The sequence below is a fragment of the Achromobacter sp. FW305-C-28 genome (genome assembly GCF_058783235.1).
The window spans coordinates 66,977-84,780 of record NZ_JBYSYL010000004.1 but is presented as its reverse complement, the minus strand read 5'-3'; the positions used below and the strand labels follow the sequence as shown (position 1 = coordinate 84,780).

Below are 17,804 nucleotides of genomic sequence, written 5' to 3'. Positions count from 1 at the left end.
CCGGGGTCAGCGATCGCGCGACAAGGGCATGTCGATGCCGCCCTTGATGTGCTTGACCGGTCCGGATGCCGACGGCTGGATGTCGAAATCGAAGATTTCGGTGGGCAGCCACAGCGTGGCGCACGAGTTGGGAATATCCACCACCCCGCTGATATGCCCCTGCACCGGCGCGCAACCCAGAAGGGAATAGGCCTGCGCCCCGGAATAGCCGAACTTCTTCAGGTATTCGATGGCGTTCAGGCAGGCCTGCCGGTACGCCACGTTGACGTCCAGGTAGTGCTGCTGGCCGCCCTCGTCCACCGAAATACCTTCGAAGATCAGGTAGTCCTTGTAGGCCGGCGTGATCGGGCTGGGCTTGAAGATGGGATTCTTGATGGCGTATTTTTCCATGCCGCCCTTGATGAGCGTGACGCGCATGTGCACCCAGCCCGCCATTTCGATGGCGCCGCAAAAGGTGATTTCGCCATCGCCCTGCGAAAAATGCAGGTCGCCCACCGACAGGCCACCGCCCTTGACGTACACGGGGAAGAACACCCGCGCACCGCGTGACAGGTCCTTGATGTCGCAGTTGCCGCCGTGTTCGCGCGGCGGCACGGTGCGCGCGCCTTCGCCCGCCGCCCGGTCGCGGTCGGCCCCTTGCAGGGCGCCCATGTGCGCCGTCTTGGGCGCGGGCGGGTTGGCCAGCGGCGGCACGCGGTTGGGGTTCGTGTCGATCAGTGCCTGCTCACGCTGGTTCCAGGTGTCCAGCAGCTTCTGGTCGGGCAGGCAACCGATCAGGCCGGGGTGGATCAGCCCGGCGAAATTCACGCCCGGGATATGCCGCGACGACGTGAACATGCCGTGAAAGTCCCAGATGGATTTCTGCGCATGCGGAAAATGGTCGGTCAGGAAGCCGCCGCCGTTGGTGCGGCTGAAAAATCCATTGAAGCCCCACAGGCTGTCGGGCTTGGCGCCGATGTCCAGCAGGTCCACCACCAGCAGGTCGCCGGGTTCGGCGCCCTCTACGCCCACCGGGCCCGACAGGAAGTGCACGGTGGACAGATCCACGTCGCGCACGTCGTCGGCGCTGTCGTCGTTCTTGATCGCGCCGCCGGTCCAGTCGTAGGTCTCCAGGATGAAGTCATCACCGGGCTTGACCCACACCGCCATCGGAATGTCCGGATGCCAGCGGTTGTGGATCTGCTTGTTTTCGTAGGGGGATTGGGCCAGGTCGACCCGGATGAGCGTATCGGTCATTCTCTTTCATCTCCAACGTAGTGTTTTGGCAAAACAAAAGTGTTGATAAAACAGAACTTCAATCGCGGACGGGCGGGCGGCGCGGCTTGAACTGGACGCTTGAATTGGCCACTTGGAACCGTTCGTGCAAGCCCGCGATTCGTCTTGCACGGTAGGCCAGTTTCGGGCGTCCGTAAACTGGGTTTATACGCAGTGCCCCATCCCGCTCCATCGCGCCGCCCTATTGCGCCGCCCTATTCTCCCTGCCCTACCGCCCCTGCCCTCAGCCCTGCGAGATATCCTTGTCGCGGGTTTCCGGCAGCAGTGCCCACAACACGACGCCGGACAGCGCCGCCACCCCGCATAGATAGGCGGCCGGCAAGGTCGGGTTGCCCGAATACTGGATCAGTGCGGCAGCGATGAACGGCGCCGGGCCGGCCAGCACTGCCACGGCGACGTTCTGCCCGATGGCGGCCCCGGTGGACCGGATCGAGGCCGGGTACATCTCGACCAGCAGCACGACGTCCATCACGCCGGCCATGGCGACCGGTACCGCCAAGAGGCACAGCGCCGCCAGCACCGCCGCGGGATGGCCGGTATTCATGAGCAGGAAGATCGGATACCCCAGCACCGTCAAGCTGACTGCGGAGGCCAGCACGACGGGGCGCCGGCCGAAGCGGTCGCTGAACCGGCCGATGGCCGTGTGCAGCAACGTGTAGAACACCAATGCCGCACTGCACAGCCATAGCGCGGTGGATTTGGGCAGGCCCACGGTCTGCGTCAGATGCGTATTGGCGTAGGTGATGAAGTAATACAACGACACCCCGAACAACGCCGCGTAGGCGAACGTGACGACGAAGGCGCGCCATTTCTCTGCGGCGGGAACGGCCTGGATTTCATTGTTTTCACGGCGCTTCTGCACGGCCTCGTAGACGGGCGTGTCGCCCAGCCGTCGGCGGATGTAAAGCGCCACGACGGTCATGAGGATGGACGCCACGAACGGCATGCGCCAGCCCCAGCTGGCGGCGTCCTGCTCGGACAGGACCGACGAAATGACCGCCGCCACGAAGGTGCCGCCCAGGAACGCGGCGGCGGCCGTCTTGGTGAGCAATGCGGCCGCCTTGCCACGGCCGCCATGCGGCGCGCTTTCCACGATGTAGATGCAGGCAGCCGACCATTCGCCGCCCACCATCATGCCCTGCACGAAACGCAGCAGGATCAGCAGCACGGGCGCGGCCATGCCCAGGGTGTCGTAGCCGGGCAACAGGCCGATCAGCGTGGTGGCCACGCCCATGCCGAATACGGTGATCATCAGCACCGCGCGCCGGCCCAGGCGGTCCCCCAAGGGGCCCAGCACCAGCGCCCCCAGCGGCCGTGACAGAAAGCCCACGGCAAACACGGCCAGCGACGACAGCAGGGATATGCCGGGCGCCGACGACGGGAAGAAGGTGCGCCCGATCAGCACGACGAAATAGCCATAGATGGCGAAATCGAACCATTCCATGAAGTTGCCGATGCCGACGGCGATGGCGCGCCGTCGCAGTTCGGACGCGTGAAGGGGAGCGGTCGCTTGCGGCTGGCGTTCAGGCATGGTGTTCCAGGAAAAGGCGAAGGTTGAGTGCGGCAAGCCGGTGCGGCAGACGGGTGTGACAGCCCTGGCGCAGGGGCAATACCGTGCGGGCGCCACGAGGGGGGCAGGCTGGGCTTGGGCAGCGCCAAGCCAGGGCAGCACCATCAGGTGCGGCACTGCTAGGGCGGCATAACCAGGACAGCACTACCAGAGAAGCCCTACCAGGGCAGCGCCGCTAAGGCAGCACCACTAGGGCAGCGCCAAGTCGGCGGGCGGTTCTCCGGGCGCGTCGCGCGTGGTCTTGACGGGCGGCTTGGCGCGTTCGTCCACGTGCAGGCTGAAGATATCGGGCCGGCTGTAATGGCCGGCCACATCGAACACGAACTTGCCGCGCACGATTTCATCGGGATCGAGGTCGGCCGACAAAATGCATTCCTGGTCGTAGACCGGGCCGGCCAACACATCGCCGCCGGGGCTGACGATGACGCTGCCACCCCGCATCAGAACCGTGTCTGGCGCGTTGCCTTGCACGGCGTCGTAGTCGTCGGGGAAGGCAGCGCGGGTGAGGTACTGGCAGGCGGACAGGACGAAGCAGCGGCCTTCCAGCGCGACATGGCGCGCGGTGGACGTCCAGTATTCGCGGTCGTCGGCGGTGGGCATGCAGTAGATCTGCACGCCCTTGGCGTACATGGCCATGCGCATCAGGGGCATGTAGTTTTCCCAGCAGATCACCGCCCCCAGCTTGCCCAGGGGCGTATCGAAGACGGGCAAGGTCGCGCCGTCGCCAAAGCCCCACACCAGGCGTTCCATGAAGGTCGGCATGACCTTGCGATGCTTGCCGAGCAGTTCGCCTTGCGGCGAGAAGAACAGGACCGTGCAGTACAGCGTGCCGCCGTCGCGTTCGATGACGCCGATGACCAGGTGCACCTGGTGCCGCGCCGCCACGTCGGCCAGGCAGGCCGTATGCGGGCCGGGGACCACGATGGCACCATCAAAGTAGCGCTGGAAGTCGCGATAGCCCTGGGCGCTACGGCCGCCGACCGAAGCGCCGAACGTGGCGCCCTTGGGATAGCCGCCGACGAAGGCTTCGGGAAACACGACCAGACGGGCGCCGGTGGCGGCGGCGTCGGCAGTCAGGCGGGCCACCTTGGCAAGCGTGGCGGGGGTGTCGAACGGCACGGAGCCGGCTTGGACGATGGCAGCGCGGAAGGTCATGACGGGGGCCTTGGAAAGACGGACCAGCCGATTCTGGCCAAGGCGGGAGCACACCGATATACGGGGTTCCACGTCCGGGTCAACCGCAGGTTTTGTTCAAGCCATTGATTTGCAGGAAGATTTGAAAAACCTGCATCCAGGCATTGCAGAATGGGCCGCCAGTAGGCATTGCTTATCGGACGTATCCGAGCCGGCAGTTATGATGCCGCCATCGCATTTCGCGGCCTCGCCGCAACGGAAGCCCACGTCCATGTCCTTGCCCAGCGCCCCCAGCCCCCTGCCCCGCACGTCCCATGCTGCGTCCTTGCTCGCCGCATTGCTGTTTGCCGTGGCGCTGCCCGCGTCGGCGCAGACCGACGCGCAATGCGTGGCGCAATTCGACGCCAGCGTCGCCCGCTACAACGAGGCTGTCACGGTACAGACCAAGCGCGAAGTGACCAATCTGCACCAGTTGAATTCACTGCTGTGCCAGGGCCGCCTGGACCTGCTGGACATGGAATTCGCGCTGGTGGACGACTACGAGCAATGCGCGCGCAACGGCGGCGCGTTTCCGGACAAGACCGTGCAGGCCATGACGACGCTGCCGGACAATCTGGCCGCGAAGAAGACCGCATGGATCGACACCTGCGGTCCCTACATGAAGCAGCCGTGACGACAAGCGCGTGACCCCGCCAAGCCTGCTCCCGCGCGGCGGCCCGCCGCCCAAATGAAAACGTCGGCCGCATTCACGGCCGACGTTCAGGGCAACCCCGGCAGGCAGGCCGCTCAGCCGACGGCTTCTGCCTCGGCGACACGCGGAAAGAAGATCGCCCGGCTGGGATCGAAGTCGTAATCGGCTTCGAAGTCGGTGGCGTCGGCCGCCAGCGCCAGCACCGAATCCAGGATGAAATCGGCCTTGGCATCGGCCAGCAGCACGCTGAAATTCAGGCGGATGAAGCCGGGCTTTTCGATTTCACGCCCCGCCAGAATCGCCTGACGCATCTGCGCGGATTCGGCCGCGTCGATGTTCAGCAACTGATGCACGTACGGCCCGGCGCAGGCGCAGCCGCCGCGGGCCTGGATGCCGAAACGGTCGCTCAGCATGCGGGTCACCAGTTGCTGGTGCACGAAGCCGCCGCGGCCGTTGCGCACGCGAAAGGAAAAGATCGGCAGGCGCGGCGCGGTCAGCGACCCCAGCAATTCCAGCTGGGGCGCGCCCTGCCAGCGGGCCAGCGCGCGCTGCACCAGGTCGGCGTTGCGGCGCTGCATGAAGTCGGCGCCCAGCGCGTCTTTCACCAACAACACCAGCGCGGCGCGGATGTCACCCACCACATTGGGCGTGCCGGCTTCTTCGCGGGCCTCGAGGCTGGCGCTGTAGTCGTGGCCGGCCGGCGAGACGAACTTGACGGTGCCGCCGCCCGGGAACGTGGGCGTATCCGGCACCACGGCGTCGCGGCGCACGATCAGGATGCCGGACGCGCCCGGGCCGCCGATGAATTTGTGCGGCGAGAACACGATGGCGTCGATCAGGGCGTCGGCCGCGGGCGACATGCGGATGTCCAGGTAAGGCGCGCCGCCGGCATAGTCCCAGACCATTTTCGCGCCCGTCTGCTTGACGCGGCGGGTGACCGCAGCGACGTCGGCCACGATGCCGGTCACGTTGGACGCGGCGGACAGCGCGCAGACGACCAGCGTGCCGGCCGGGGCCTGCAAGGCGGCGTCCAGTTCGGCCAGGTCGGGGCCGCCCAGCGGGCTTTCGGCCACCGAAATGAGTTCGGCGCCACATTCGCGCCACGGCAGGATATTGGAATGGTGTTCGTAGGGGCCGATGACGACGCGGACCTTGCGGCCGGCCGCCACCGCGGCGGACACGCCCAAGAGGTGCACCAGGCGGTTGATGCCCAGGGTAGCGCCCGAGCCCGAGAAGATCACGGCGTGTTCGTCATCGGCGCCACAACAGCGGCCGACCACGGCCCGGGCTTCGCGGCGCAGGCGGGTGATGAAGCCGCCGCAGTACGAGGCCTCGGTGTGCGAGTTGGCGTAGTAAGGCAGCACGTGCTCGAGCACGAAGCGTTCGACCTGCATGAGCGCGCGGCCCGACGCGACGTAGTCGGCATAGACCAGCGGCTTGGCGCCGTAGGGGCCGTCGATGACGGCGTCCTTGCCGATCAGCCCGTCGGCGAGGGCGGCGGCGATGTCGGCGGAGGCAAGGGATTCTTGAAACTGGCGCAACGGCCCTGTGGTGGCCGGGGTCGCTTGGGTAGACATGATGATGAGACGAGGACAGGGATTTATCTCGGAATATCATACGGTGGAAATAAATTTGAAACCTCACCTAAATTTTGGCGAAAATAATCAAAAACCGTTCATATGATCGAATTCATGGAAAAAATAGACAAATTTGATCTAAGTATCATCGCCAGCCTGCAACGCGAGGGTTCGCTGTCGCAGCGCGAGCTGGCCGATCGGGTCGGTTTGTCGCAGAACGCCTGCTGGCGCCGGCTGCAGCGCCTGAACGCCAGCGGCATCATTCGCGGCACCCGCGCCCAGGTCAACCTGGTCGCGCTGGGGCTGGACCTGACCGTATTCGTGATGATCCGCACCAGCCACCACGCCAAGGACTGGGCCGACGGCTTTCGGCGCCACGTGGAACGCCTGCCCGAGGTGACCGAGTTCTACCGCATCGGGGGCGACTGGGATTACCTGATCAAGGTCACCTGCCGCGGCATCGCGGGCTACGACCGCTTCTACCAGAAGCTGATCACCGATTTCGAGCTGTCGACGGTGACGGGCTTCTTCAGCATGGAAGCCATCATCGAGAACCGGCCGCCCGACCTGACGCAACTGGCGGGCACCGTCGAAGACGGCACGCCCGGCTAGCGGCCCCAATAACTGCCAGTCATGAGGCCCCGGGGCGGCATATATCCACGGGTTATCCCCGATGCCCGCATATCGACAAATCGTCAATAATTCGCCAACGTTTTGTTGTCGATCCGTCCCCAACTTGCCGCCCATGTCTGTTTCCGTCCGGGACGCCATTGTTTCCTCCTCCCATCTCGCCTCGTCCGCCCCGGAGCTGTCCGAGGTGGAGTTCGGCCTGATCATCGCGTCGCATGCCTTCAACCGCTGGATGGTGCGCTGCATGGCCTGTGCCGGGCTGCCGGAACTGACCTCGCTGGACATCCTGGTGCTGAACCACGTGTTCCATCGCGGTCGCGGCAAGAAGCTGGCCGACATCTGCTTCACGCTCAATGTCGAAGACACCCACCTGGTGAACTACTCGCTCAAGAAGCTCGAGCGCCTGGGCGTGGTGCAAAGCGCCAAGACCGGCAAGGAAGTGGTCTACACCACCACCGACGCCGGCGCGGCCGCCATCCAGCGCTACGCCGAAGTGCGCGAGCAATGCCTGGTCAAGCCGTTCATCGATTCGCCCGCCGCGGACGACGCCAGCCGCCAGCTGGCCAATACCCTGCGCGCCCTGTCGGGCCTGTACGACCAGGCTGCCCGCGCCGCCACCTCGCTGTGAGAATTTACGTTGTCTAGCACCCTTGCCTCTTTCCGCCAGCCGCTCCTGTCCGTGCGCGGCGTGTCGGTCGATTTCAACACCGCGAACGGCGTGTTCCGCGCCGTCGAGGACCTGGACTTCGACGTGCGGCCGGGCAAGACGCTGGCCATCGTCGGCGAGTCCGGCTCGGGCAAGTCGGTCACGTCCATGGCCATCATGCGGCTGACGGACTACAACAACGGCCGCATCACCACCGGCAAGATCCTGTTCCAGAACAGCGCCGGCCAGGAAGTCGACCTGACCGCCGCGTCGGACGAGCAGATGCGCGCGATCCGCGGCAACGACATCGCGATGATCTTCCAGGAACCGATGACCTCGCTGAACCCGGTGTTCACGATCGGCGACCAGATCATTGAAGCGATCATGCTGCACCAGCAGCTGTCGCGTTCGGCCGCGCGCAAATCGGCGCGCGCCCTGCTGGAAAAAGTGCGCCTGCCCGACGCCGAGCAATTGCTGGACCGCTACCCGCACCAGTTGTCGGGCGGCATGCGCCAGCGTGTGATGATCGCCATGGCGCTGTCGTGCCAGCCACGGCTGCTGATCGCCGACGAACCGACCACCGCGCTGGACGTCACCATCCAGGCGCAGATCCTGAACACCGTGCGCGAACTGCAACGCGACCTGGGCACGGCCGTCATCTTCATCACGCACGACATGGGCGTGGTGGCCGAGATGGCCGACGACGTGGTGGTGATGCTGCGCGGCAAGAAGGTCGAACAAGGCACCGTGGAAGAGATCTTCCGCGCGCCCAAGCACCCTTACACCCGCGCGCTGCTGGCGGCGGTGCCGCGCCTGGGCAGCCTGACCGGCCGCGACCTGCCGCTGCGCACGCCGCAGACGGTGCTGGAAGGCGACACGCTGCGCGAAGTAGGCGAGACCCGCGAGCAGGACACCGCCCGCTACGACGAGCCGGTGCTGCGCGTGGAAAAGCTGACCACCCGCTTCGATGTCGGCCACAACCTGTTTGGCCGCGTCACGCACCGCGTGCACGCGGTGGAAGAAGTGAGCTTTGACGTCTACCCCGGCGAAACGCTGGCGCTGGTGGGCGAATCGGGCAGCGGCAAGTCCACCATCGGCAAGACGCTGCAGCAACTGGTGGCGCCGACCTCCGGCGCGGTGCGCTACAACGGCCAGGACATCTTTTCGATGGACAGCGCCGGCCGCCAGCGCCTGCGCCAGGAAATCCAATACATCTTCCAGGATCCGTACGCCTCGCTGGACCCGCGCAAGACGGTGGCGTTCAGCATCGCCGAACCGATCCGCACCCACGGCCTGCTGACGGGCGAAGACGCCATCGCGCGCCGCGTGGGCGAACTGCTCGAGCAGGTGGGCCTGAAGCCCGAACACGCCCGCCGCTATCCGCATGAGTTCTCGGGCGGCCAGCGCCAGCGCGTGTGCATCGCGCGCGCCCTGGCCAGCAACCCCAAGCTGATCATCGCCGACGAATCGGTGTCGGCGCTGGACGTATCGATCCAGGCGCAGATCCTGAACCTGCTGATGGACCTGCAGAAAGACCGCGGCCTGTCGTACCTGTTCATCACCCACGACATGGCGGTGGTGGAAAAGGTCAGCCACCGCGTGGCGGTTCTGTACCTGGGCCAGATCGTCGAGCTGGGCACCCGCCGCCAGATCTTCGAATCGCCGCAGCATGCCTACACCCGCAAGCTGCTGGCCGCCGTGCCCGTGGCCGAGCCGGGCCGTCACATCGATACCTCGTTGATCGAAGGCGAGATCCCCAGCCCGGTGCGGCGCGTGGGCGACGAACCCGCGATCATTCCCCTGGTTGAATTCGCGCCCGGCCACCGTGTGGCCCGCGCCGCTTGACCTTCCCCTTTTTCACGTCGGCCCGCCCGATTTCCCGTCCCTGGAGTTGAACATGCTCTCCCTACGCAAAACCTTCACCGCCACCGCCCTGGCCCTGGCGCTGGGCGGCGCGCTGCCCGCGGTCCTGTCGACCGCGCAAGCCGCCGGCACGCTCAACGTGGCCATCAACCAGGACCCGGGCAGCTGGGACCCGATCGACACTTTCGTGACCTTCTGGGGTTCGGTCGGCAGCAACCTGTACGACGGCCTGACGATGCGCGGCGCCGACCTGAAGCTGCAACCGGGCCTGGCCACCAAGTGGGAATACCTGGACGACAACAAGCGCCTGCGCTTTACCCTGCGCCAGGGCGTGAAGTTCCACAACGGCGAACCCTTCAACGCCGAAGCCGTGAAGTTCACCTTTGAACGCCTGCTGGGCGCCGAAGGCGCCAAGGGCCCGCAAAAGTCCAACTACGACTCGATCGGCGAGGTCAAGGTGGTGGACGAATACACCGTCGACTTCATCTTGAAGCAGCCGGACCCGGTACTGCTGACCAAGCTGGCCGGCTACGGCGCCATGATCGTGCCGCCCAAGTACATCCAGGAAAAGGGCGAAGACAACTTCAACACCCACCCGGTCGGCACGGGCCCGTTCAAGTTCGAAAGCTACCAGCCCAAGGTCAACGTGACCCTGGCGCGCAACGACGACTACTGGGGCGGCAAGCCCAAGCTGGACAAGGTGGTGTACCGCTTCATCGGCGAACCGGGCACCCAGGTGGCCGAGCTGCAGGCCGGCCGCATCGACGTCGCCACGCTGATCCCGCTGGGCCTGATCGAGACCGTGAAAAAGTCGGGCAACGCCGACGTCATTTCCACCGGCGGCCCCGTGGCCTTCGCACTGCGCTACAACACCAAGACCGGCATCACGCAGAACCGCGACGTGCGCCGCGCGCTGATCATGGCCGTGGACCGCGACGCCATCGTCAAGCAGCTGCTGCTGGGCCAGGCCAAGACCATCGCCAGCTTCCAGGGCCCGCAGTCGTTCGGCTACAACCCCGACCAGAAGCCCCTGCCGTTCAACCCTGCCGAGGCCAAGAAGCTGCTGGCCGGCGCGGGCATCAAGGCCGGCGCCACCGTGCAGATCGACGTGCGCGGCAGCGATTCGAACTTCCGCGAAGTGGCCCAGGCGGTGTCGGGCTACCTGCAGGCGGTGGGCGTGCGCGCCACCATCAAGCCGTACGAAACCGGCGTGCTGCTCAACGACATCATCCCCGGCGGCAAGACCGGCGAGATGTGGCAGAACCAGTGGGGCGGCTGGACGTACGACTACGACAACACGGCCTACCTGATGTATCACTCGGGCCAGAAGTGGAACCCGTACGACAACGACGCCAAGCTGAACGCCATGCTGGAAGCCCAGCGCACCGTCTATGACGTGAAGAAGCGCGAAGCCATGCTGCAGGAAATCGCCGGCTACGTGGCCGACCAGGCGCTGGAACTGCCGCTGTACAGCCTGAACACGATCGTGGGCGTGAACAAGCGCGTGAAGAACCTGGAAGTCCCGGGCGACATCCGCTTCCGCTTCGTCGAAACGTCGGTGGACTAACCCCCCGAGGCGCCTTGCGCCCTGATGCATTAACTCTACTGACCCACCCCGGTGAAAATCGGGGTGGCGCCTCATGACCGGATTTCTGATTAAACGCGTGTTGCAGGCGGTCTTCGTGATCGTGGCCGTGACGCTGCTTGTTTCCTACGCCGTACGCCTGACCGGCGACCCCGCGCTGATGCTCAGCCAGGGCTCGGGCAGCGTGACCGAGCAGGACCTGGCCAACATCCGCCAGGCGCTGGGCCTGAACCGGCCGTTCCACGTGCAATACCTGAGCTACATGCAAGGCCTGCTGCACGGCGACTTCGGCCGCAGCTTCATGGGCGGCACGCCGGTCGCCAAGCTCATCGGCGACGCCCTGCCCGCCACGCTGATGCTGGCCTTCACGTCGCTGATCGCGTCGATCCTGATTTCGTTGCCGCTGGGCATCCAGGCCGCCATCAAGCGCGGCAAGGCCACCGATCAGACCATCCGCATCCTGTCGCTGGTGGGTCTGTCGTTTCCCAATTTCTGGCTGGCGCTGATGCTGGTGCTGCTGCTGTCGATCACCTTCCCGCTGCTGCCGCCGTCCGGCTGGAGCGGTCCGGCCAGCCTGGTGCTGCCGTCGCTGACGATGGCCATCATCCTGTCGGCGACCAATATCCGGCTGGTGCGCACCACCATGCTGGAAACGCTGTCCGCGCAGTACATCATGGTGGCGCGCAGCAAGGGCCTGAAGGAACGCGTGGTGCTGTACAAGCACGCGCTGCGCAACTGCGCGATTCCGCTCATCACCTACCTCGGCCTGCAGTTCGGCGGCCTGATCGGCGGCATCGTCGTCATCGAGATGGTGTTCAACTGGCCCGGCCTGGGCACGCTGGCGTTCGACGCCATTTCCGGCCGCGACTACCCGGTGCTGCAAGGCACGGTCACCGTGCTGGCCGCCGTCATCGTCCTGGTCAACCTGATCGTCGACATCGCCTACGGCATCGTCGATCCCCGAATCCGCACGCGCTAAGCCCTATGCAGACCCCCACTCCCACCGCCGCGCCCGCGGCCCCCAAGCCGCGCAGCCGCTACCGTTCGTTGGAATTCGTGCTGGGCGCCGTGCTGACCGGCCTCATGGTTCTTCTGGTGCTGACCTCGGGCTGGCTGTTTCCCGACGGCGGCGAAGCCATGGACCTGGCCGCCCGCCTGACCGCGCCGTTCACGACCGCGGCCCACCCCTTCGGCACCGACCCGCTGGGCCGCGACGTGCTGGCCCGCGTGATCGTGGGCGGCAAGATCTCGCTGATGGTCGGTTTCATTTCGGTGCTGGGCGGCGCGCTGCTGGGCATCGTCATGGGCCTGATCGCCGGCTACTACCGCGGCTTCTGGGACATGATCGTGATGCGCTTTGCCGACGTGCAGCTGGCGCTGCCGTTCATCCTGGTGGCGATCACCTTCATCGCGATCCTGGGCGGCGGGCTGTTCAACGTCATTTTCTTCATGATCATTTCGCAGTGGGTGCAGTATGCGCGCCTGGTCCGGGCACAGGTGCTGGCGCTGCGCGAACGCGAGTTCGTGCTGGCCGCGCGCGCCTTCGGGGTGCGCGACCTGGCCATGATCCGCCATCACATCGTGCCCAACCTGCTGGGCCCGCTGGTGATCCTGATGACGCTGAACGTCGCCAACAACATCCTGCTTGAAAGCAGCCTGACCTTCCTGGGGCTGGGCGTGGACCCGATGATTCCGAGCTGGGGCGGTATGCTGGCCGATGGCCGCACCTACATGCAGACGGCCTGGTGGGTCAGCGTGTTTCCGGGGCTGGCGATCATGCTGACGGTACTGGGCCTGAATTTGCTAGGCGACTGGCTGCGCGACCGCCTGGATCCCACCGGAAAAGTGTGAGCCCCCACGCCGCACCCGCTGCGCGGGCTTGCTGGCCCCCGAGGGGGCGGCCCCGCCTTGGGGCGGCCCGGCGGCGGGGCGGGCCGCCAATGAGAGCACTTGAGGACTTGTGACAATGGTTTTGCTGGAAAAGACATTCGACCGCACGCTTGACGCGTGGATCCACGCCTACAAGGCGCCGGCCTGGCGTGGAGCGGCGGTCGAGGGGTGGTTGTTCGAGGGCGTCGACGCGCGGCGCGAGGCCGAGGCCCGGCTGGCGCAGGCGGGCGTCACGGCGCGTTTTCGCAGCGCCTACAAGCCGCTGCTGCATTACTTCCTGGAAGAAGTCGAGCGCGACGGCCTGGTGTCCGTCGACCTGCGCTACCCGCTGCACGAACACGCCCAGGCCAAGCGCTTCACGCTGGAAGCCTATCCGCTGGTCGCCCTGCTGCCCGGCGTGCGCGTCGCGATGCGCGCGGGCGCAGCCGACCTGCACTACGACGTCACCCTGGCCTATGCCGACGGCCGCCGCGTAGAGACGCGCGTATTCGCCCCCAACCAGCTTGGCCAGGCCCAGGACGGCACGCCCGAACTGTCGCCCACCGGCTGGCTGCGCGTCTGCGACGCCGACGGCGCCGTGCAGACCGACGGCCCGCAGGCCACCGAATACCAGCAAGCGTTCCGCAGCATCGTCGATACCGTGCGCCAGCATGCCTGGGGCGCCCACGAACCGTACTTCGACCGCCTGGAAATCCGCGTCGATCTGCCGGGCATGGACTTCGCCCTGCCGGTGGACGAAGAAATCGTCAGCACCTTCGAGGCGCTGCACGAAGACCTGTATTTCTCGTTGCTGGAACACTTCCAGCAGCATTCCGGCCGCCCGTCCGGCGACCGCGGCCTGCAGCCCGGCCAGATCATTCCCGATGTCCGCCGCCACGATGGCGCGGCGCGCGTGATGATGACGCTGGAACCCTTTGCGCCGCCCGCGCCGGTGACGCCCGCGCCGCTTGCCACGCCGCTGGCCCAGCAACGCGAACCGCTGCCCGCCGCGCAGATTGCCGGCTGTGTGGCCGCGCTGGCCGGCGACGAATTCCAGGCCGTGTCGCGCCAGGGCCGTCCGGTGCTGGGCACCTACCTGCGTGGCCCGGGTCCTGCGGTGTTCATTTCGGGCGCACAGCACGCCAACGAAACGTCCGGCGTGGTCGGCGCGCTGCGCGCAGCTGAAGCCCTCAAGGCGCGCGGCGACGCGCACTTCGCGCTGATCGCCTCGGAAAACCCCGACGGCTATGCGCTGTTCAACCGCCTGCGCGAACAGCATCCTCGCCACATGCTGCATGCCTCGCGCTACAGCGCGCTAGGCGACGACATCGCTTACCGCGAACACGCGCCGTTCTTCGAGCGCGACGGCCGCCACCAGGCGCACGCCATCAGCGGCGCGCAACTGCACATCAACCTGCACGGCTACCCGGCACACGAGTGGACCCGTCCCCTGTCGGGCTACCTGCCACGTCATTTCGAGCTGTGGACCGTGCCCAAGGGCTTTTTCCTGGTGCTGCGCCACCACCCGGGCTGGCACGAACGCGCCCGCCGCCTGATCGAAGGCGTGACGGCGCGCCTGGCCCGCAACGTGCCGGGCCTGGTGGAATTCAACGCCCGCCAACTTGAACTATTCCACGCCCACGCACTCGAAACCGGATTCGATGTGCTGAACGGCATCCCCGTACAGGTCACGGAGACCGACCGGGAAGCGCTGCCGATGGCGTTGATTTCCGAGTTTCCGGATGAAACCGTGTACGGGGACCGTTTCGTTTTCGCGCATACTGTGCAAATGGAAACCGTCTTGGCGGCCACTGACATCTACCGATCGGGCTTGTAGCGCTTGACATGAACATCCGAGAACGCAACCACGGCGACGATCTTGCCCTGGTGGACATCTGGCTTCGTTCGGTGCGGGCCACCCACACGTTCCTGACCGAAAAGGAAATCCAGGCCATGTACCCGCAGGTGCTCAACACCTACCTGCCGTCGGTACGCGTCTGGGTCTGTGAAGACGATACCGGCGAAGTCGCCGGCTTCATGGGCCTGAACGGCAACAAGGTGGAAATGCTGTTCGTCGACGCCAACAAGCGCGGCAAAGGGGCGGGCCGCCGCCTGCTGAACTTTGCGCTGTCGCTGCACGGCAGCCTGCAGGTGGACGTCAATGAACAGAACCCCCAGGCCCACGGCTTCTACAAGCACTATGGGTTCCAGGACGTGGGCCGATCGGAAACCGACGCGGCCGGCCGGCCGCGGCCGATCATCCACATGAAGCTGGCGGGCTGAACCGCCCAGTGGCTACGCTTGCGTAGCCCCCCCAGCGGGGTAATCCCCTCTTCCCGGCTTTACCTTGCTAGGCTTGGCCGTGGCGCGCGCGCCAGGCCTTGAGCGCGTCGCGGTACGCGTCCATCGCTTCGTTATAGGTGTCGTACACACAGGGAATGCAGCCGCTGTTGCAGCATTCTTCGGGTGCGGGCGCTTCGGGGAGAACGGGCGGGGGATCGTCGTCGATTGCGGGCGGGATGTCGCGGGTAGTCATGGCGGGCTTCAAAACGGCATTCATGACGCCATGTTAGCGCCGCCGGGCCCGGCACCGGTGGCTGTGCCGTCCGCTTGCCCGGCCGCCATCGCCTGCCATTGCTCGCGCCGGATTTCGTAGCGCAGCTTGCGGGCATCGCCCTCACCGGCGGTGTCGATCCAGCGCAGACCGCATTTTTCCATCACCCGCAGCGACGCCGCATTGGCCACGACCGCCACGGCGCTCAGCGCCTGCACCGGCAAGCGCTCGAAGCCCAGCGCCAGCAACGCCCGTGTGATTTCCGAAGCATAGCCCCGGCCCCAACAGGCAGTCTGGAAGGCGTAGGCAATTTCTACGTGTTCCACGTCGCCCGCCAGCGCCAGCTTGAGCCCGGCGCGGCCCGCCAGCGCGCCGCTGTCGCGCTCGGTCAGCACGTACATGCCATAGCCCCGCTCGGCCCAATGCAGCAGGTTGTGCTGCACATAGCGCCGCGTGGACGTGGCATCGCGGGTGCCGCCCATTGTGGCCATCAGGGCGGCGTCCGCGTGCATAGCGGTGATGAAAGGCAGGTGGGTCTGCGACATGCGCTCGGCGCGCAAGCGGGGAGTGACGAACGATTCGGGCAGCAAGGAGGACGGCATGGAAGCGAACGGCGGGGCAAGGGGGACGATGCCCTGCATCATACCCAGCGCGCTGCCGCACGGCCATGGCTGAGGTGGCTTACACCGTGACGTGCACGCGGTGTAAGCCCCTTGCTTCAGGCGCCCGGCTTGGCCTTGACGTCGCCCGACGTCTTGAGCGCGTCGTAGATGCGCTTGCCGACCCGGCCGTCCTGCGGCAGGTTGCGCTTTTCCTGTTCGGCGCGGACCGCATCGCGGGTCTTGGCGCCGGGGATGCCATCGGCGATGCCGATGTCGTAGCCCAGGCTGATGAGCATTTCCTGCACCGACTTGATCTGAGCGCGCGACAGACCCGGGTCGTCGGTGGGCCAGGCGGTGGCCAGCGCCGGGCCGCCTTGCAGGCGATTCAGCAGCAGCGACACCGCCAGCCCGTAACGGCGCGACTGGTTGTAATGCAGGATCGCGTCGAAATTGACCGTGGCCAGGAAGATCGGGCCGGTGGCGCCGGTGGGCGCGAACAGATAGGCCTGTTCGTCGTTGCCCGAGGCCAGCTTCAGTGCCGAGCCATTGCCCTGTTTGAGGCCTGCCTGGGCCCACTGCGCGATGCTGCGGCGGTCTTGCGAGCCGACGTATTCGGCGTCCGGCGCGGGCGGGATGGCGGCGGCCACGTCGGCCGGCACGCGCACTTCGACCACGGCGGGCAGGCCGTGGGTCCATTTGGCGCGGCGCTTGCGCAGGTGGTTGGCGGTGGACGCCAGGGCATCGGGCAGCGAATTGTAGAGATCGATCTTGCCGTCGCCGTCGCCATCGGCGGCCAGTTCGTAGAACGAGGTCGGGATGAACTGCGTCATGCCGAAGGCGCCGCTCCAGGAACCCACGAAGCTGTCGGGCTGTACCACGCCATCGCGCAGCAGGCGCACCGAGGCGTAGGCGTTCTTTTCCCACAGGGTCTTGTTTTCGGTGCAGGCCCGGGTGAGCCAGGCGTTGAGCACGTCGGTCTTGCCGACCTGGCGGCCGTAGTTGGTCTCGATGCCGAAGATGGCGACCAGCGTGGCCGGATCTACCTGGTATTGCTGGCTGATGGCGTCCAGCTGCTTGCCATACTTGGCCAGCACGCCGCGGCCGTCGTTGACGCGTTCATCGTCGACCGTCTTGGCGATGTAGTCCCACCAGGATTCGCGGCCTTCGGGCTGGCCCTGGGCGGACGCGACGGTGGTGGGCAGCAGCTTGGCGTTGGCCGTGTACTTGTCCCAGTCGGCCACCGTCAGCCCGTTGGCCGTGGCGCCCTTGCGCAGCTTGGCGATGCAGGCCTTGGTGTCGAGTTCGGTCGGGATGATGACCTTGGGCGACGTGGCGGATGCGGCAGGCGCGGGTGCCGGGGCAGGCGCGGCGGCGGGCGCCGGGGTGGCCGTGGCCGCAGGTGCGGCGTGTGCCGGCGCCGCGGCGGGAGCCGCCGCAGGCGCGGGGGCCGCATCGGGCACGCGGGTGCGCGACGGCAAGCCCGGCAAGGACGAATCGGGGTCGGCGGCAGGCGCCGGTGCGGCGGCGGGGGGGGTTGCCGGGTCGTCGAAGCTGCGCTTGGGCGTGAGCACCGGCGCGGGCGCCGGCTGGCTGGCGGAACTGCGCGAGCCCGTGGCCGACGACGGCCCCTCGGCCTGGGCGATGCCCGTGGCGGCGGCGCAGAATGCGGCGGCCAGGACCACGCGGGCAAAGGGATCAATTCGGGCGCGAAGGGAATGCTGACGCATGGCAATCCTGAAAAATCGGAGTCAGCCCGGATCGTACCCCGACCGGCCGCCGAAATCGAACCCAGTGGCACCGATTTATCC

At 66.5% G+C, this 17,804-nt stretch carries 16 protein-coding genes; 9 read left to right on the top strand and 7 right to left on the bottom strand.

All coding sequences use genetic code 11. The annotated features are described in order from the left end of the window. Nucleotides 1-6 precede the first annotated feature (6 nt). The 3 genes from fmdA to AC3WMR_RS12455 all read right to left on the bottom strand — a co-directional run bounded on the left by fmdA (nucleotide 7) and on the right by AC3WMR_RS12455 (nucleotide 4,000). Nucleotides 7-1,236: a formamidase gene (fmdA, locus tag AC3WMR_RS12465; RefSeq protein WP_492265265.1), complete on the bottom strand. Its 1,230-nt coding sequence runs from the start codon at nucleotides 1,234-1,236 to the stop codon at nucleotides 7-9. A gap of 262 nt (nucleotides 1,237-1,498) precedes the next feature. Next, nucleotides 1,499-2,806, bottom strand: coding sequence for an MFS transporter (locus tag AC3WMR_RS12460; protein ID WP_492265264.1), 1,308 nt, complete (start codon nucleotides 2,804-2,806; stop codon nucleotides 1,499-1,501). Between the two features lie 228 nt (nucleotides 2,807-3,034). Beyond that, the gene (locus AC3WMR_RS12455; RefSeq protein ID WP_492265263.1) at nucleotides 3,035-4,000 is read right to left on the bottom strand and encodes a nitrilase-related carbon-nitrogen hydrolase; all 966 of its coding nucleotides are present in this window, start codon (nucleotides 3,998-4,000) and stop codon (nucleotides 3,035-3,037) included. Nucleotides 4,001-4,250: 250 nt separating this feature from the next. Here AC3WMR_RS12455 and AC3WMR_RS12450 point away from each other — a divergent pair, with 250 nt between their 5' ends. After that, nucleotides 4,251-4,652: a hypothetical protein gene (locus AC3WMR_RS12450; RefSeq protein WP_492265262.1), complete on the top strand. Its 402-nt coding sequence runs from the start codon at nucleotides 4,251-4,253 to the stop codon at nucleotides 4,650-4,652. A gap of 113 nt (nucleotides 4,653-4,765) precedes the next feature. Here AC3WMR_RS12450 and AC3WMR_RS12445 read toward each other — a convergent pair whose 3' ends face one another. Continuing rightward, nucleotides 4,766-6,247, bottom strand: a complete 1,482-nt coding sequence (locus AC3WMR_RS12445) for an aminotransferase class V-fold PLP-dependent enzyme (protein WP_492265261.1) — start codon at nucleotides 6,245-6,247, stop codon at nucleotides 4,766-4,768. A 114-nt stretch (nucleotides 6,248-6,361) separates the two neighbouring features. Between AC3WMR_RS12445 and AC3WMR_RS12440 the strand changes: the two genes are divergently transcribed. From AC3WMR_RS12440 to AC3WMR_RS12405, 8 genes are all read left to right on the top strand, one after another. Beyond that, nucleotides 6,362-6,859 (top strand): Lrp/AsnC family transcriptional regulator, encoded by a 498-nt coding sequence (locus AC3WMR_RS12440; RefSeq protein WP_492265260.1) that lies wholly within the window; start codon nucleotides 6,362-6,364, stop codon nucleotides 6,857-6,859. A gap of 133 nt (nucleotides 6,860-6,992) precedes the next feature. Beyond that, the gene (locus AC3WMR_RS12435) at nucleotides 6,993-7,505 is read left to right on the top strand and encodes a winged helix DNA-binding protein (protein WP_025135732.1); all 513 of its coding nucleotides are present in this window, start codon (nucleotides 6,993-6,995) and stop codon (nucleotides 7,503-7,505) included. A gap of 9 nt (nucleotides 7,506-7,514) precedes the next feature. Next, complete coding sequence (locus AC3WMR_RS12430; protein ID WP_492265259.1) at nucleotides 7,515-9,368, top strand: ABC transporter ATP-binding protein; 1,854 nt, start codon at nucleotides 7,515-7,517, stop codon at nucleotides 9,366-9,368. Nucleotides 9,369-9,420: 52 nt separating this feature from the next. Continuing rightward, nucleotides 9,421-10,953, top strand: coding sequence for an ABC transporter substrate-binding protein (locus tag AC3WMR_RS12425; protein WP_492265258.1), 1,533 nt, complete (start codon nucleotides 9,421-9,423; stop codon nucleotides 10,951-10,953). A gap of 73 nt (nucleotides 10,954-11,026) precedes the next feature. Next, nucleotides 11,027-11,950, top strand: a complete 924-nt coding sequence (locus AC3WMR_RS12420) for an ABC transporter permease (RefSeq protein WP_025135729.1) — start codon at nucleotides 11,027-11,029, stop codon at nucleotides 11,948-11,950. A gap of 5 nt (nucleotides 11,951-11,955) precedes the next feature. Further along, the gene (locus AC3WMR_RS12415) at nucleotides 11,956-12,822 is read left to right on the top strand and encodes an ABC transporter permease (protein WP_492265257.1); all 867 of its coding nucleotides are present in this window, start codon (nucleotides 11,956-11,958) and stop codon (nucleotides 12,820-12,822) included. A gap of 115 nt (nucleotides 12,823-12,937) precedes the next feature. Next, nucleotides 12,938-14,677 carry a M14 family metallopeptidase gene (locus AC3WMR_RS12410; RefSeq protein WP_492265256.1) on the top strand — a complete coding sequence of 580 codons (1,740 nt, stop codon included), beginning with the start codon at nucleotides 12,938-12,940 and terminating at the stop codon, nucleotides 14,675-14,677. An 8-nt stretch (nucleotides 14,678-14,685) separates the two neighbouring features. Continuing rightward, nucleotides 14,686-15,123 (top strand): acetyltransferase, encoded by a 438-nt coding sequence (locus AC3WMR_RS12405; protein WP_025135726.1) that lies wholly within the window; start codon nucleotides 14,686-14,688, stop codon nucleotides 15,121-15,123. A gap of 67 nt (nucleotides 15,124-15,190) precedes the next feature. On the opposite strand, the gene AC3WMR_RS12400 is transcribed toward AC3WMR_RS12405, so the two are convergent. The 3 genes from AC3WMR_RS12400 to AC3WMR_RS12390 all read right to left on the bottom strand — a co-directional run bounded on the left by AC3WMR_RS12400 (nucleotide 15,191) and on the right by AC3WMR_RS12390 (nucleotide 17,723). Beyond that, on the bottom strand, nucleotides 15,191-15,376 hold the full coding sequence (locus AC3WMR_RS12400; RefSeq protein ID WP_492265255.1) for an oxidoreductase-like domain-containing protein: 186 nt from the start codon (nucleotides 15,374-15,376) through the stop codon (nucleotides 15,191-15,193). A 20-nt stretch (nucleotides 15,377-15,396) separates the two neighbouring features. Continuing rightward, on the bottom strand, nucleotides 15,397-15,996 hold the full coding sequence (locus tag AC3WMR_RS12395; RefSeq protein ID WP_492265254.1) for a GNAT family N-acetyltransferase: 600 nt from the start codon (nucleotides 15,994-15,996) through the stop codon (nucleotides 15,397-15,399). Nucleotides 15,997-16,112: 116 nt separating this feature from the next. Next, nucleotides 16,113-17,723 (bottom strand): lytic murein transglycosylase, encoded by a 1,611-nt coding sequence (locus tag AC3WMR_RS12390; protein WP_492265253.1) that lies wholly within the window; start codon nucleotides 17,721-17,723, stop codon nucleotides 16,113-16,115. Nucleotides 17,724-17,804 lie beyond the last annotated feature (81 nt).